At 65.2% G+C, this 12786-nt stretch carries 16 protein-coding genes; 11 read left to right on the top strand and 5 right to left on the bottom strand.

Annotated elements, in window-relative coordinates:
* Positions 1-157: 157 nt before the first annotated feature.
* On the bottom strand, positions 158-358 hold the full coding sequence (locus RhoFasB10_RS12990; protein ID WP_068431100.1) for a DNA-binding protein: 201 nt from the start codon (positions 356-358) through the stop codon (positions 158-160).
* 51 nt (positions 359-409) lie between these two features.
* On the opposite strand from RhoFasB10_RS12990, the gene RhoFasB10_RS12985 reads away from it, so the two are divergent.
* On the top strand, positions 410-1324 hold the full coding sequence (locus RhoFasB10_RS12985) for an oxidoreductase (RefSeq protein WP_068430977.1): 915 nt from the start codon (positions 410-412) through the stop codon (positions 1322-1324).
* Positions 1325-1330: 6 nt separating this feature from the next.
* Here RhoFasB10_RS12985 and RhoFasB10_RS12980 read toward each other — a convergent pair whose 3' ends face one another.
* The gene (locus RhoFasB10_RS12980) at positions 1331-2410 is read right to left on the bottom strand and encodes a glycerophosphodiester phosphodiesterase family protein (protein WP_084423997.1); all 1080 of its coding nucleotides are present in this window, start codon (positions 2408-2410) and stop codon (positions 1331-1333) included.
* A gap of 258 nt (positions 2411-2668) precedes the next feature.
* On the opposite strand from RhoFasB10_RS12980, the gene RhoFasB10_RS12975 reads away from it, so the two are divergent.
* The 3 genes from RhoFasB10_RS12975 to RhoFasB10_RS12965 all read left to right on the top strand — a co-directional run bounded on the left by RhoFasB10_RS12975 (position 2669) and on the right by RhoFasB10_RS12965 (position 4704).
* Positions 2669-3046 (top strand): hypothetical protein, encoded by a 378-nt coding sequence (locus RhoFasB10_RS12975; protein ID WP_068430974.1) that lies wholly within the window; start codon positions 2669-2671, stop codon positions 3044-3046.
* Between the two features lie 79 nt (positions 3047-3125).
* Entirely contained in the window at positions 3126-4217 is a 1092-nt protein-coding gene (locus RhoFasB10_RS12970; protein WP_068430971.1) for an LLM class flavin-dependent oxidoreductase, read from the top strand.
* A complete protein-coding gene (locus tag RhoFasB10_RS12965; RefSeq protein WP_174551495.1) occupies positions 4207-4704 on the top strand; it encodes a MarR family winged helix-turn-helix transcriptional regulator in 498 nt (165 codons plus the stop codon). The genes RhoFasB10_RS12970 and RhoFasB10_RS12965 overlap by 11 nt, the downstream gene beginning before the upstream one ends.
* 16 nt (positions 4705-4720) lie before the next feature.
* Here RhoFasB10_RS12965 and RhoFasB10_RS12960 read toward each other — a convergent pair whose 3' ends face one another.
* Positions 4721-5311, bottom strand: coding sequence for a ribonuclease H (locus RhoFasB10_RS12960; RefSeq protein ID WP_084423995.1), 591 nt, complete (start codon positions 5309-5311; stop codon positions 4721-4723).
* 140 nt (positions 5312-5451) lie between these two features.
* Between RhoFasB10_RS12960 and RhoFasB10_RS12955 the strand changes: the two genes are divergently transcribed.
* The 4 genes from RhoFasB10_RS12955 (at position 5452) to RhoFasB10_RS12940 (ending at position 9073) form a co-directional block, all read left to right on the top strand.
* Positions 5452-6456, top strand: a complete 1005-nt coding sequence (locus tag RhoFasB10_RS12955) for an acryloyl-CoA reductase (protein WP_206030869.1) — start codon at positions 5452-5454, stop codon at positions 6454-6456.
* A gap of 32 nt (positions 6457-6488) precedes the next feature.
* Positions 6489-7430, top strand: coding sequence for a DNA-3-methyladenine glycosylase 2 family protein (locus RhoFasB10_RS12950; RefSeq protein ID WP_167676687.1), 942 nt, complete (start codon positions 6489-6491; stop codon positions 7428-7430).
* A 102-nt stretch (positions 7431-7532) separates the two neighbouring features.
* A complete protein-coding gene (locus RhoFasB10_RS12945) occupies positions 7533-8048 on the top strand; it encodes a VOC family protein (RefSeq protein WP_068431091.1) in 516 nt (171 codons plus the stop codon).
* An 83-nt stretch (positions 8049-8131) separates the two neighbouring features.
* On the top strand, positions 8132-9073 hold the full coding sequence (locus tag RhoFasB10_RS12940; RefSeq protein ID WP_167676685.1) for an aldo/keto reductase: 942 nt from the start codon (positions 8132-8134) through the stop codon (positions 9071-9073).
* Here RhoFasB10_RS12940 and RhoFasB10_RS12935 read toward each other — a convergent pair.
* Complete coding sequence (locus RhoFasB10_RS12935) at positions 9048-9452, bottom strand: hypothetical protein (protein WP_167676683.1); 405 nt, start codon at positions 9450-9452, stop codon at positions 9048-9050. The two genes, RhoFasB10_RS12940 and RhoFasB10_RS12935, sit on opposite strands and share 26 nt — an antisense overlap.
* Positions 9453-9588: 136 nt before the next feature.
* On the opposite strand from RhoFasB10_RS12935, the gene RhoFasB10_RS12930 reads away from it, so the two are divergent.
* From RhoFasB10_RS12930 to RhoFasB10_RS12920, 3 genes are all read left to right on the top strand, one after another.
* Positions 9589-10809: a multidrug effflux MFS transporter gene (locus tag RhoFasB10_RS12930; RefSeq protein ID WP_157105417.1), complete on the top strand. Its 1221-nt coding sequence runs from the start codon at positions 9589-9591 to the stop codon at positions 10807-10809.
* On the top strand, positions 10760-11248 hold the full coding sequence (locus RhoFasB10_RS12925; RefSeq protein ID WP_167676681.1) for a DUF309 domain-containing protein: 489 nt from the start codon (positions 10760-10762) through the stop codon (positions 11246-11248). The genes RhoFasB10_RS12930 and RhoFasB10_RS12925 overlap by 50 nt, the downstream gene beginning before the upstream one ends.
* An 82-nt stretch (positions 11249-11330) precedes the next feature.
* On the top strand, positions 11331-11966 hold the full coding sequence (locus tag RhoFasB10_RS12920) for a hypothetical protein (protein WP_206030857.1): 636 nt from the start codon (positions 11331-11333) through the stop codon (positions 11964-11966).
* A gap of 11 nt (positions 11967-11977) precedes the next feature.
* Here the strand turns inward: RhoFasB10_RS12920 and RhoFasB10_RS12915 are convergent, their stop codons facing one another.
* Complete coding sequence (locus RhoFasB10_RS12915; RefSeq protein WP_167676678.1) at positions 11978-12739, bottom strand: deoxyribonuclease IV; 762 nt, start codon at positions 12737-12739, stop codon at positions 11978-11980.
* Positions 12740-12786 lie beyond the last annotated feature (47 nt).

Here is a 12786-nt window from a genome sequence, read left to right as displayed (position 1 = left end):
ACGGCAGCGTAGAGGTGTATAAGAGACAGCATCGCACACCTCACCGACCCACAAGCACGCACCGACGCCGTCGAACTTCGCGCCAAATACATCGAACACCGAGCCATTGCCGCCGCCCGCGACAAACGCCGACCACCACCCTTCTGACGGGCGGGTATTACGGTTCCAGGTCCAGTCCGCGCTCCTGCAGCGCCGCTTCGACGACCCGTAATGCTTTCGGCCCCACGCCGTGCAGTTTCGCGAGCTCGGATTTCGACTGTCCCGCAAGCTCGTCCAACGACCGGTAACCTGCAGCGTCGAACGCCCGCGACGCCGGACGGCCCGTTCCCTTCGGAAAGCGGTTGACGGGTTCAGTCACGTTCAACCTCGTTCATGGCCACATCCTAGGGTCTCCCGTACCCTGGGCGCCGTGTCCGACAACAACCATCGACGCGTACTTCTCACCGGCGGAAACACCGGTATCGGCTACTTCACCGCCCTCGAGTTGGTGAAGCAGGGCGACCACGTGACACTTGCGTGCCGCAACCTCGACAAGGCCGACGCAGCGGCCGAGAAGATCGCCGCAGAAGCCCGGAAGAGCACAGATGCACCTCAGGGCGTCGTCGACACCGCCCGCCTCGACCTCGCCGATCTCGATTCTGTGCGCTCCTTCGCCGAGTCCGCGCCCGCGAAGGTCGATGTGCTCATCAACAATGCCGGGGTCATGATGCCGTCGAAGCGCACCGAGACCAAGGACGGGTTCGAGCTTCAGTTCGGCACCAACCACCTCGGTCACTTCGCGTTGACCGGCCACCTGATGCCGAACCTCCGGGCAGCGGACAGCGCGACCGTCGTCACCGTGTCGTCGGTGGCCCACAAACAAGCCCCCAAGCTGAACTTCGACGACCTCCACGCCACACGCGGCTACAACCCGCAGCGCATGTACGCGAACTCGAAACTCGCCAATCTGCTGTTCGCGCTGGAACTTCAGCGACGACTCGACAGAGCAGGTATCCCCATCACGAGCAACGCCGCCCACCCCGGCATCTCCTCGACGGAGCTGTACACGAGCCCCGACGGCCTCGGCAGCTCGAAGGTCGTCTCGTTCGCCGCGTCGATCGGCCTTTTGTTCATCTCCCAATCCGCCCGCGCCGGATCACTTCCCACGCTCGACGCACTCGAGAACGGCGGGCCGGCGTCGTACACGGGTCCGAGGTGGCTGATGGAATCACGCGGCGCCCCAGGGCCCGCCAAGATCTCGGCCAAGGCCAAAGATCCCGAACTCGCCGAAAAGCTGTGGAACGAAAGCGAAAAGCTCACCGGGGTCGTCTACGACCTGAGCTGAATCACGTCACCGCTGCGGCGCGGGAAGCGGTATTCCTCTCTGCGCCATGACATCTCGCAGCCTGTTCGGGTAGTCGGTGATGATACCGTCGACACCCAAGTCCATCAGTGCGTTCATGGTCGCGGGATCGTCGACGGTCCACGGAATGACGCGCATGCCGCGCGCATGGGCGTCGTCGACCATCTGCCGCGTGACATACAGTTCGAAGCCCGGATCTCCCACCGCCCCGTTCTGCGGGTTACCTTGCACAGGCGAGTACGCAGACGCGCCGATCGATGCGGCCGCAGCGACGCCGTCGCCCCCGAAGTCGTCGACGTCGAGTCCGCCGAGCCACGGTGACGCCCCATCCTGACCGACTTGAAGGAAGTCGCCGTTCGTCAACGCGACGAGCGGCACAGACGGCCTCATCGCTCGAACCAGCTGCAGCGCACCCCAATCGAAGCTTTGAATGCTGACGCGATCGAGCATTCCGGCTTGTTCGATGGTGGTGATGACGATGTCGACGAATTGCTCGCGCGGCGCAGTCTCCGTCGGGCTTGCCGCTTCGAACTTCGTCTCGACGTTGAGACGGACGTTCGGTGACGTCTTCGCCACGTCGAGCACCTCGGTCAACGTAGGCATACGGGCACCCGGCACTGTTCGCTGCTCCGGGTAGTCCGCCAACCGAAGCGACCCGCAGTCGAGCGTCTCGACTTGCGCGAGCGTCAGCGTGTTCACGTACTTACCCACGTAGGGAAACTCGGGGTCACCGTCGAAGACCGGCACCGTGTCGAGGCACTTCTTGTCGGATACTCGACGGTCGTGCGTCACAACGGCGACGCCGTCCTCCGTGATCTGCGTGTCGAGTTCCAACGTCGTGACGCCGAGTTCGAGTGCGTTGGTGAACGCTGCGATCGTGCTCTCACTGACAAGTCCGAGCCCGCCTCGGTGCGCCTGCAGATCGAAGGCGGGTGCAGGCTCCGACGACCCGGTGTTCGACGACCCGCTGTTCGACGACCCGGCATCGATGGGAAGGGCCTGAGCGTGAGCCGCGGACACGGCAGTCAACGCGGCAGCGGACAAAGCGACCAAGAGTGTGCGACGCATGTCTTGTGACGCTATGGACCGCACGTGACGATCGGGTGAATCACGCCCTTCCCGCGCCATGCAGAAAGGTAACGATCGACGCCCGACACACCACAGACAAAGGGAGACGCCCACAGCTGACGGCGGTCGGGGGCGACAGCAGCGGCGGGCGTCTCATCTACGATTCGCGGCAGGTGATGGGGTGGATGGGTCGGATCTGAAAAATTTTTTCAGCCCACGACCTATCTCTTCTCCAGCCGACGACCTAGCCTTGCGCGCATGTCCTACACAGCGGCCAACCACTATGTTTTCGAGGGCGACGAGCTGACGGGATCCTTCGACACGAACAGACTTTCCGGGGTTGCGGCGGCACAACTCGTGCTGAGCGGCGCCATACTCGAGTCCACCGAGGTGACGCGAACGGACCTCGGTTACGAGATCCGCACGATCGTCGAACAGGTACACGACGGCAACTCCACCCACCTGCTGGCCGTGGTCCCGCGCGTCAACGTCGAGAACGAGCCGGTGCATTTCTCCTCTTACGCGGTCCTGTTCACCCGGCGCGGCAACATCGCCGGCGACCGCTTCGTGCACGGCGCGCTCGAGTCCTACGACGTGCGCGCCCTGTCGGGCACTGCATCGCTGATCGACAGCTGACCCACTCCCCCGGAATACTCCGCCCACTCCTGCGGTTACAGTGCAAGTCAATGCAAACGCATGAACTTGGGAGCACGCCATGCAGTTCGGAATCTTCACCGTCGGCGACGTCACGGTCGACCCCACGACCGGCCGCGAGCCGACCGAACACGAGCGCATCAAGGCGATGGTCACCATCGCCAAGCACGCCGAGGACGTCGGCCTCGACGTCTTCGCGACCGGCGAGCACCACAACCCACCGTTCGTCCCGTCGTCGCCGACGACCATGCTCGGCTACATAGCGGCTCAGACCGAAAATCTGATCCTGTCGACGTCGACCACGCTGATCACCACCAACGACCCGGTGAAGATCGCCGAGGACTACGCGATGCTGCAGCACCTCGCCGACGGCCGCGTCGACCTGATCATGGGCCGCGGCAACACCGCACCCGTGTACCCGTGGTTCGGACAGGACATCCGACAAGGCATTCCGCTCGCACTGGAGAACTACCAGCTACTGCGACGCCTGTGGACCGAGGACGTCGTCACGTGGCAGGGCAATTTCCGCACGCCGCTCGACAGCTTCACGTCGACGCCTCGCCCCCTCGACGACATTCCGCCGTTCGTCTGGCACGGCTCGATCCGCAGCCCCGAGATCGCGGAGATCGCCGCGTACCACGGTGACGGATTCTTCGCGAACAACATCTTCTGGCCGAAAGAGCACTACATCCAGCTCATCAACCTGTACCGGCAGCGCTACGAACACTACGGTCACGGACGCGCCGACCAGGCCATCGTCGGTCTCGGCGGCCAGGTGTTCATGCGCAAGAACAGCCAGGACGCGGTCAAGGAGTTCCGCCCGTACTTCGACAACGCACCCGTCTACGGCCATGGCCCGACCATGGAAGAGTTCACCGAGCAGACGCCGCTGACCGTCGGATCGCCACAGCAGGTGATCGAGAAGACGCTGACCTTCGCGGACTTCTTCGGCGGCTACCAACGCCAGCTGTTCCTCATGGACCACGCCGGGCTTCCGCTGAAGACGGTGCTCGAGCAGCTCGACCTGCTGGGCGAGGAAGTGGTGCCCGTGCTGCGTAAGGAATTCGCTGCCCGACGCCCCGAAGGTGTGCCGGAGAACCCGCCGACGCACGCGAGCATGCTGGCACGCAAGGACGAAGTAGTTGCCCTCTAGTACCGAGCTCGCCACCGACGCCTGGGAGTCGCTCTTTCGCTCCCAGGTGTCGCTGATGCGACGCTTCACCGCGGACGACATCTGGAATCCGATCAGCCTGCGCGAGTACGACGTGCTGTTCACATTGAGCAAATGCGCCACCCGCAAGCTGCGTCTGCACGATCTGAACGACGAGATCCTGCTCAGCCAACCGTCACTCAGTCGCCTGTGCGAACGCCTCGAAAAGCTGGGGTACGTCACGCGCCGACCGGATCCGACCGACAAACGCGGAACCGTCGTCGTCCTCACCGACGACGGACTCGCCGTGCAGCGCGACATCGGCCGCAAGCACGCAGCCCGAATCCGCCGATACGTCGGCGGCGTTCTGTCCGACGACGAGATGACGACGCTCACCGCGTTGTGCACCAAGCTGCGTCTGGGCCAAGCGGGCGTCGTAGTTCTCGATCGAGCAACCGACGGGTCGGACGACAACCCATCGCAGGCTTGACCTCACGACTTGCGGCCTAGAACAGGGTCGCAACCTCGTCGAGGTCGGCGTCGTTCCGTGCATTAGATGCATTTGCCTTCAGGGCGGGAGTAGCGGGAGTAGACCTCGCGACCGCCACCGCAGCCGACGTGGCCGCCGTGGATGTACCCGCCGTGGATGTACCCGCCGTGGACTTGCCCGCAGCCGCAGCACGCGCAGCTTCACCGGCGAGTGCGTCGGCGGCTTCGTTGAAGTGGTTGCCGACGTGACCACGAACCCAGCGGAATCGGACGGGGCCTGCGCGCTCCGTGATCGCGCGATCGATGTTCATGACGAGATCGAGGTTCTTGACGGGCGACCCGCCTGCCGTCTTCCACCCCTTGCGCTTCCATCCGGGCAACCACTCGGACGCACACTTGATGGCGTACTGCGAATCGGATTCGATCAACAACGGCTCATCGCCCGGATGCGCGACTATTGCTTCGAACAGAGCGCGAAGCTCGGCGATCTGGTTGGTACCCGACGCTTCTCCACCGGAGTTGCTGGGGCCCGTGTGATTCACCCAGGCCCACCCGATGGCGCCACCCGGATTACGCAGACACGAGCCGTCAGTACTCACGATGATCACGACACAGGACCATACTTCGACCCACCGACAAAGAACAGACGCCGCGCATGAAATCGGCGTCGCTCCTCTGAATTACTGTGGGACACATCCGCGAAACGAAAGGACCTCCTGTCGTGACCGTTCCCTCGTCGTTCAGTGCCCTGGTTGCCCGCGAAGTCGCACACGAACCGGACGCATCCCGAATCGAACTCGCGAAGGAGACGGTCGACGAGACCTTCCTTCCCCGTCGCGACGCACCCGCGGTCACGATCGCCGTCGAGTATTCGAGCGTCAATTTCAAGGATGCGCTCGCCATCACACCGAAGGGTGGTGTGGTCCGCGACTATCCGATCGTCCCGGGTATAGACATCGCCGGAACCGTCGTCGAGTCCGCTGCCGACGACATCTCCGTCGGACAGAAAGTCGTCGCCCACGGATACGACATCGGCACCGGGCAACACGGCGGCTACGCCGAATACGCGCGAGTACCGGCAGACTGGGTCGTTCCTCTCACGACACTGTCGACGCGCGACGCCGCCGCGATCGGTACCGCCGGCTTCACCGCCGCGATGAGCGTCGAAGCCCTGCTCACCCACGGGATCCGACCGGACGACGGCCCCATCGTCGTCACCGGCGCCAGCGGTGGCGTGGGAAGCGTCAGCGTCGATCTGCTGTCGGCGGCGGGCTTCGAAGTCCACGCATCGAGCGGCAAGAAGGATGCCGTCGACCTGTTGACCAGCCTCGGAGCAGCGCACGTGATCGGCCGCCTCCCCGAAGATCCCGACGCGAAGCCGCGACCGCTCGGCCGTGCCGAATGGGCGGGCGCCGTCGACTGCGTCGGAGGAAAGACGCTCGCGCACGTTCTGTCGACCACGCGATACGCAGGCGCCGTCGCCGCTAGCGGGTTGACCGGCGGCGCAGGCTTGTCGACGACGGTTCTGCCGTTCATCCTTCGGGGCGTCGCACTGCTCGGCATCGACTCCGTCCAGCGGCCCATCGAGAAGCGTCGAGCAACCTGGCAGCAACTCGAATCGACGCTGCGCCCACGTCGCCTCGATCAACTCGTCACCGAAGTCCCTGTCTCGAATGTGCATGCGGCGTTGAACGACATCTCGCGGGGAGGTGTCACCGGCCGAACGGTGGTCGCAGTGGCCGGCGGGTTCTGACTGTCGGTCCCGGCCGATATCCTGGTGATCCCATGCTGTCGTCAGGTCCTCTTTCCGCCACCGACTCGGTGCGCGCCGAGTTCGTCTCCGACCGGCCACTGGACATGCTCCTGTCCATGTCGCCGCTACGTCGGGGGCGCACCGACCCCACCTACGAGCGCGACGCCTCCGGGTCCGTGTGGCGCACATCACGATTCGAGTCCGGGCCGGCCACCTACCGGCTCACGCAGACGTCGAGGCATTCGGTCGCAGCCACCGCATGGGGCCCGGGGGCGTCCGAATTCCTCGAGTCGCTGCCGGCGCTCGTCGGCGCGGACGACGACGCGTCGGAATTCGCGCCGGAGCATCCCACGCTGAAAGAAGCACATCGTCTGTTTCCCCACCTGCGCCTCGGACGCACGGGCCGCGTGATGGAAGCTCTCGTTCCGGCGATCCTCGAGCAGCGCGTGCACGGCCTGTCCGCGTTCGCGTCGTGGCGGACGCTCGTCACCAAGTTCGGCGATCGCGCTCCCGGGCCGACACCGAAGCCGATGTTCGTCTCGCCGACGCCCGACGTGTGGCGTCGAATCCCGTCGTGGGAGTACCACCTCGCGAACGTGGACCCGGCGCGGTCCAAGACCATCGTCCGGTGCGCGCAGGTCGCGAACCGTCTCGAGCAGGCGTCGTCGATGAGCCCCGCGGACGCGATGAAACGCCTTCGCGCCGTTCCGGGCGTGGGCATCTGGACCGCCGCCGAGGTAGCGCAACGCGCCTTCGGGGATCCCGACGCGTTGTCCGTCGGCGACTACCACCTGTCGGCCGTCGTCGGCTGGTCGCTCCTGGGACGACCCATCGACGATGCCGAGATGATCGAGTACATGAAACCGCTTGCGCCGCACAGACATCGGGCCGTCCGATTGCTCGCCGCAAGCGGCAAGGCCATCAAACCGAAGTTCGGGCCCCGCACTCCGCTCGTCGATCACACCTGGCACTGACTCCCTCCCCTACGCGCGACCCCCTTGCGCATCGGTGACGCAGGTGTATTCTTTGGTTGAAGGTTCAACTTAGCCGTCGTTACTCCAGTTCTCGAGGTGCCCATGTCCATCCAACGTCTCAACCACGCAGTTCTGTACGTCAGGAACGTCGAGAAGTCCGTCGCGTTCTACACCGACGTCCTCGGTTTCCGGACGAAGATGACCATGGGCTCCAGCGCGGCGTTCCTCCAGGCAAGTGCGAGCTCCAACGATCACGACCTCGGCCTGTTCCAACTCGGCGACGCCGCAGGACCGAGCAGCGCCGGACGCTCCACCGTCGGCCTCTACCACCTTGCGTGGGAGGTTCAGACGCTGGCCGATCTTGCCGATCTCGCGCAGAAGCTTTCTGCCGCAGGCGGTCTCGTCGGCGCGTCGGACCACGGCACGACCAAGAGTCTGTACGGCAAGGACCCGGACGGCATCGAATTCGAGATCGTCTGGCTCGTTCCGCTGAACCTGATCGACGACGCGGCCGTCGAGGCGAGCAAGTCCATCCGCCCTCTCGATCTGCAGGCCGAGATCGATCGATACGGCATCGACACACCCAGTGGCGTCGGCGTGTCGAGTCCCGTGAGCTGATCGCGCGGAGTCCGGCGGGGAACAACACCTCCACGGGTACGCGTTGTGCAAGCGAGATAGTTCGCTGCGATAAGGAGTCCACAGTGGTTGCCATAGGAAACTCGAACCTCGACATCTTCCCCCTCGCACTCGGTGGAAACACCTTCGGTTGGACGAGCGACGAGACGTCGTCGTTCGAGATCTTGGACGCCTTCACCGCAGGTGGCGGTAACTTCATCGACACCGCGGATTCGTACTCGGCGTTCGCCGACGGCAATTCCGGCGGCGAATCCGAGACGATCATCGGCAACTGGACGGCGGCACGCGGCAACCGCGACGACGTCGTCATCGCCACAAAGGTGAGCCAGCACCCCGAGTTCAGAGGTCTCGCACCCGCCAACGTGAAGGCCGCGGCGGAGGCGTCGCTGAAGCGTCTGCAGAGCGACCACATCGACGTCTACTACGCCCACTACGACGACGAGAACACGCCGCTCGTCGAGACGCTCGCCGCGTTCGACGAGCTGGTCAAGGACGGAAAGGTCCGCTACGTCGCCATCTCGAACTACTCGCCGGACCGCATCCGCGAATGGCTGTCACTCGCCGAGCAGAACGGTTTCTCGGCACCCGTTGCGCTGCAGCCGCACTACAACCTCGTGACTCGTCGCGAGTACGAGACCGAACTCGCCTCTCTCGCGGCCGACAACAATCTCGGTGTGTTCCCGTACTTCTCGCTCGCCGCAGGGTTCCTGACCGGCAAGTACCGCACCCGTGAGGACCTCGAAGGTCAGGCACGCCAGAAGTTGGCGTCGGGCTACTTCACCGACGAGGGCCTGAACGTGGTCGACGCTCTCAGCGATATCGCCGACGCCCACGACGCCGAGATCTCGTCCGTCGCGCTCGCGTGGTTGCTGGCACAGCCGACGGTCACCGCGCCGATCGCGAGCGCCAGCAAGATCACTCAGCTCCCGGCCCTGCTCGCCGCTCCCGCGTTGACCCTGTCGACCGACGAGGTCGCACGGCTCACCGAGGTTTCCGACCGGATCTAGTTCGCGGTCTCGCGCCGAGAGACAGACGCGCACGGATGAAGTGGATGGTGCCGTCGGGGATCAGGAACGACTCCTCGACCCCGACGGTCACCAGCTTTCTCCCGAACATCCCCGCGTCGATCACGAACGTCGCGTGCACCGTGTCGCCGTCCTCGGTCAACGCGATGTCGCGAATGTCCACGATCGCACGGTAGTAGAAGGCCGTGTTCAGACCCTTTTTCAACCCAGGGCCGGAAAAGCCGGTGGTGACACCGTTTTCGACCCGACGCGCTCCGGGCGCGAACTGGACCGCGCTCGCGTCGTGCGACGCCAGTGCATCGATGTAGGCCCGCGCCACTGCTTGCCGTGTCGACGCCGACTCAGGACTGTCCCCCTCCACGATCGTGACTGTAGTTCGACTTCGTCACACCGGGAACAGAACGACAGGCCTCGTTGCTGAGGGTTGGGTGTCCCACGCCACCGAACAAGCCACGACAGCGTCAGCGACGACGACCGAACCCACCTCCGCCGAACGGATGCGCATCATCCTCGTCCTCGGTGCGCTGATCGCCCTCGGCCCGCTGACGATCGACATGTATCTCCCCGCGCTGCCGTCGATCGTCGACGATCTGAATTCGTCCTCGGCCGCGGTGCAGCTCACGCTCACCGGCACGTTGATCGGTCTCGCCCTGGGCCAGCTCGTCATCGGCCCGCTGTCCGACATCGTCGGACGCCGTCTGCCGCTCATCGCAGGCACTGCCATTCACATCGTGGCATCGCTGCTGTGCGTCGTCGCACCGAACGTCGCCGTGCTCGGCGTGTTCCGCGGCCTGCAAGGTCTCGGTGCGGCAGCCGCGGCCGTCGTCGCGATGGCTGTCGTGCGTGACCTCTTCACCGGCCGCGCAGCCGCGACGGTTCTGTCGCGGCTGATGCTGGTCATGGGCGTCGCGCCCGTCCTCGCGCCGTCGATCGGTGGCGGCATCCTGCTCGCCGGCTCGTGGCGTTGGGTCTTCGGAGTTCTCGCGGTGCTCGGCGTCGCACTCCTGATCGTCGCGGTGTTCGCACTGCGCGAGAGCCTTCCGCCGGAGCGTCGCCGCAGCCGCGGCATCATGCCCGTCGTCCGCACGTACGGCGGTCTGCTGCGCGACGGCCAGTTCCTGGTGCTCGTCCTCGTCGCTGCTCTCGCGATGTCGGCCATGTTCGCCTACATCGCCGGGTCGTCGTTCGTGCTGCAGGAGGAGTTCGGCCTCAACGAGCAGCAGTTCGCGATCGTCTTCGCGCTCGGAGCCATCGCCCTCATCGGCGCATCGCAGCTCAACGTCGTGCTGCTCGGCCACTTCACCCCCGTGCGCATCGTCATCGCCGCGTTGTCGACGGCGGTGGTGTCCGCACTCGTCATGACGGTCATCGCGCTGGCAGGCGTCGGCGGTATGTTCGGCTTCCTGATTCCGCTGTGGTTCGTCCTCGGCGCAGTCGGCTTCGTCATGCCGAACGCCCCCGCGCTCGCACTGTCGCGCCACGGTGAAGCAGCCGGTACCGCGGCTGCCCTGCTCGGCGCCGCGCAGTTCGGGTCCGGCGCGATCATCGCTCCGGTCGTCGGCGTGCTCGGCAACGACAACGTGGCAGTATCGGTCACGATGGTCGGCGTCTCGGCGATCGCTCTCGTCGCGCTGATCGCAGTGACCCGAGCTACCAGGAGAACCGAGAGTGCCAGCGCAGAACGACAGACCGAGCAGGGAACGGGACTCGGCCGGTAAACCGCAGAACGCGCGTCCCCGCGACGGCCTGGGCAGGCCGCTTCCGCGGGGAGCCGTCGGCGTCGATCGCATTCCCGACGACCTGAGGCTCCCTCCCGACGAGGCCATCACTCGCGCTCAGGAACTTCTCGACGGCGGCATGCCCTTCCACGCTCACGAAATTCTCGAAGGAACGTGGAAGGACGCCCCCGAAGCCGAGCGGATGCTGTGGCAGGGACTCGCTCAGCTGGCCGTCGGCCTCACTCATCTCCTTCGCGGCAATGCCGTCGGCGCTCGATCCCTCCTCGGCCAGGGCCACGACCGCATCCGTGATCACGAGGCCGATCCGCCCTACGGACTCGATATCGCAGGCCTTCTGCACTGGTCCGACACGCTGGTCGACGCTCTAGACGCCGGTCGCGTCCCGGACTCGCCCGCCGTGCCGCAGCTTCGTCGCTGATCCCTCGTTCGCGCATCGAAACAGTGATCGCTATTGTGGCGAGAGGTTAGGTAAGGCTTTCGGAACAGAAGGAGATCCGGCGGTGACCGTGCAGACAGCAGCAGCGCAGATCCCGTACTGGGTTGCAGTGCTCACTCCCGAGGAGCGCTCGTTCGGAAGCCGCCGCAGCGACCCGAGAATCGACACCATCTCCTCGTCCGTCGTCACCAACACGCGCACGCAATGGGCGGGCCCGCAGCACCCGTCCGCGACGACTCTGCTGACCGCCCTGGCCGCGACCGTCGGGGCATGGCAGAGCGATCGTTGCCGCAGCTGCACGTCCGGCGTCCTCGTCGACATCGACGGCCCGGGTGGCCAGTTCTTCCCGGTGCGCCTTCCGTGCACCGGTGACGCGCACTCCCTTCTCGAGGAAGTTCGCCGACGCGTCGCCGCAGCACCCAACGGTGGGCGTGACTACGCGGCCGCGAAGTACCGACTGAATTCTCCGGCGCTGAATCGCAGGTCCGGCGCCCAGATCTCGTTCCGCGTCGGCACGGAGATAGAAGCTCGGGGCGACGACTCCCTGACGCACAGCCTGGCCGTCACGTGCGACGTCGTCGAGGTCGACGGAGTCACGATGGTGGACACCGCTTTTCGCTGGAACTGCCGAGTGTTCACCCGCGCCGACGTCGACGACTTCGAGCGCTTCTGGGAAAAGACACTCGCAGTCTTCGTATGAGGCCTGTTCGTCTAGTTCTTCAGGTACTGCACGTCGTCTGCGATACCAGCCTCGGGCGTTTCCAGAATCACGGGTGCACCTGCCGCCTCGGCCACTGCCTTGAGTACCTCGGCGTCGATCGTCCCGTCGGCGAGGTTGGCGTGACGGTCTCGCGCCGAATCGAACTCGTCGCGTGAATTGTTCAGGTGCACGAGGTCGATACGTCCGGTGATGGCCTTGACCCGATCGACGACGCCGACCAGTTCCTCGCCACCGGCCCACGCGTGGCACGTGTCGAGGCAGAACCCGGCACCGAATTCGCCGACGGCATCCCACAGCCGCGCGATGTCGTCGAACCGTCGCGCCATCGCGAAGTCGCCGCCCGCGGTGTTCTCGATGAAGATCGGCACCCCGAATCCGCCGTCCTTCGCCTGCCGCTCGAACAACTTGCGCCAGTTCTCGAAGCCCTTCGCGGTGTCCTCGCCGTCGCGCACATGCCCGCCGTGCACGACGAGACCGATCGCACCGATCTCGGCAGCAGCCGCAGCCTGCTCGATGACGGCTTTGCGGGACGGAATGCGAATGCGGTTGTTCAGACTCGCGACGTTCAGCACGTACGAGCTGTGGACGACGACGTCGACCTCGCTGTCGCGGAGCTGTTCGCCCTGCGGATGAGGTTCGAGTTTGTTCCACTTCTGCGGGTCGGTGAGGAACATCTGGACCAGGTCGACGCCGAGGCTCTCCGCGGAGCCGAGCGGATCGTTGCTGTCGCGGACGTGTGCTCCAATGCGCATGAGTCCAATAGTAGGAGCGACTTCTCAGGGTATCCCCCGATAGTGCG

The sequence above is a fragment of the Rhodococcus sp. B10 genome (genome assembly GCF_011770055.1).
Classification (GTDB): Bacteria; Actinomycetota; Actinomycetes; order Mycobacteriales; family Mycobacteriaceae; genus Rhodococcoides; species Rhodococcoides kyotonensis_B.
This window is presented reverse-complemented; position numbering and strand designations above follow the sequence as displayed.

Excerpts from the sequence above, each read along its gene's own strand:
- RhoFasB10_RS12980 (WP_084423997.1), bottom strand. The coding sequence starts at position 2,410 with ATGCGTCGCACACTCTTGGTCGCTTTGTCCGCTGCCGCGTTGACTGCC.
- RhoFasB10_RS12915 (WP_167676678.1), bottom strand. The coding sequence starts at position 12,739 with ATGCGCATTGGAGCACACGTCCGCGACAGCAACGATCCGCTCGGCTCC.
- RhoFasB10_RS12970 (WP_068430971.1), top strand. The coding sequence starts at position 3,126 with ATGCAGTTCGGAATCTTCACCGTCGGCGACGTCACGGTCGACCCCACG.
- RhoFasB10_RS12950 (WP_167676687.1), top strand. The coding sequence starts at position 6,489 with ATGCTGTCGTCAGGTCCTCTTTCCGCCACCGACTCGGTGCGCGCCGAG.
- RhoFasB10_RS12975 (WP_068430974.1), top strand. The coding sequence starts at position 2,669 with ATGTCCTACACAGCGGCCAACCACTATGTTTTCGAGGGCGACGAGCTG.
- RhoFasB10_RS12930 (WP_157105417.1), top strand. The coding sequence starts at position 9,589 with ATGCGCATCATCCTCGTCCTCGGTGCGCTGATCGCCCTCGGCCCGCTG.
- RhoFasB10_RS12945 (WP_068431091.1), top strand. The coding sequence starts at position 7,533 with ATGTCCATCCAACGTCTCAACCACGCAGTTCTGTACGTCAGGAACGTC.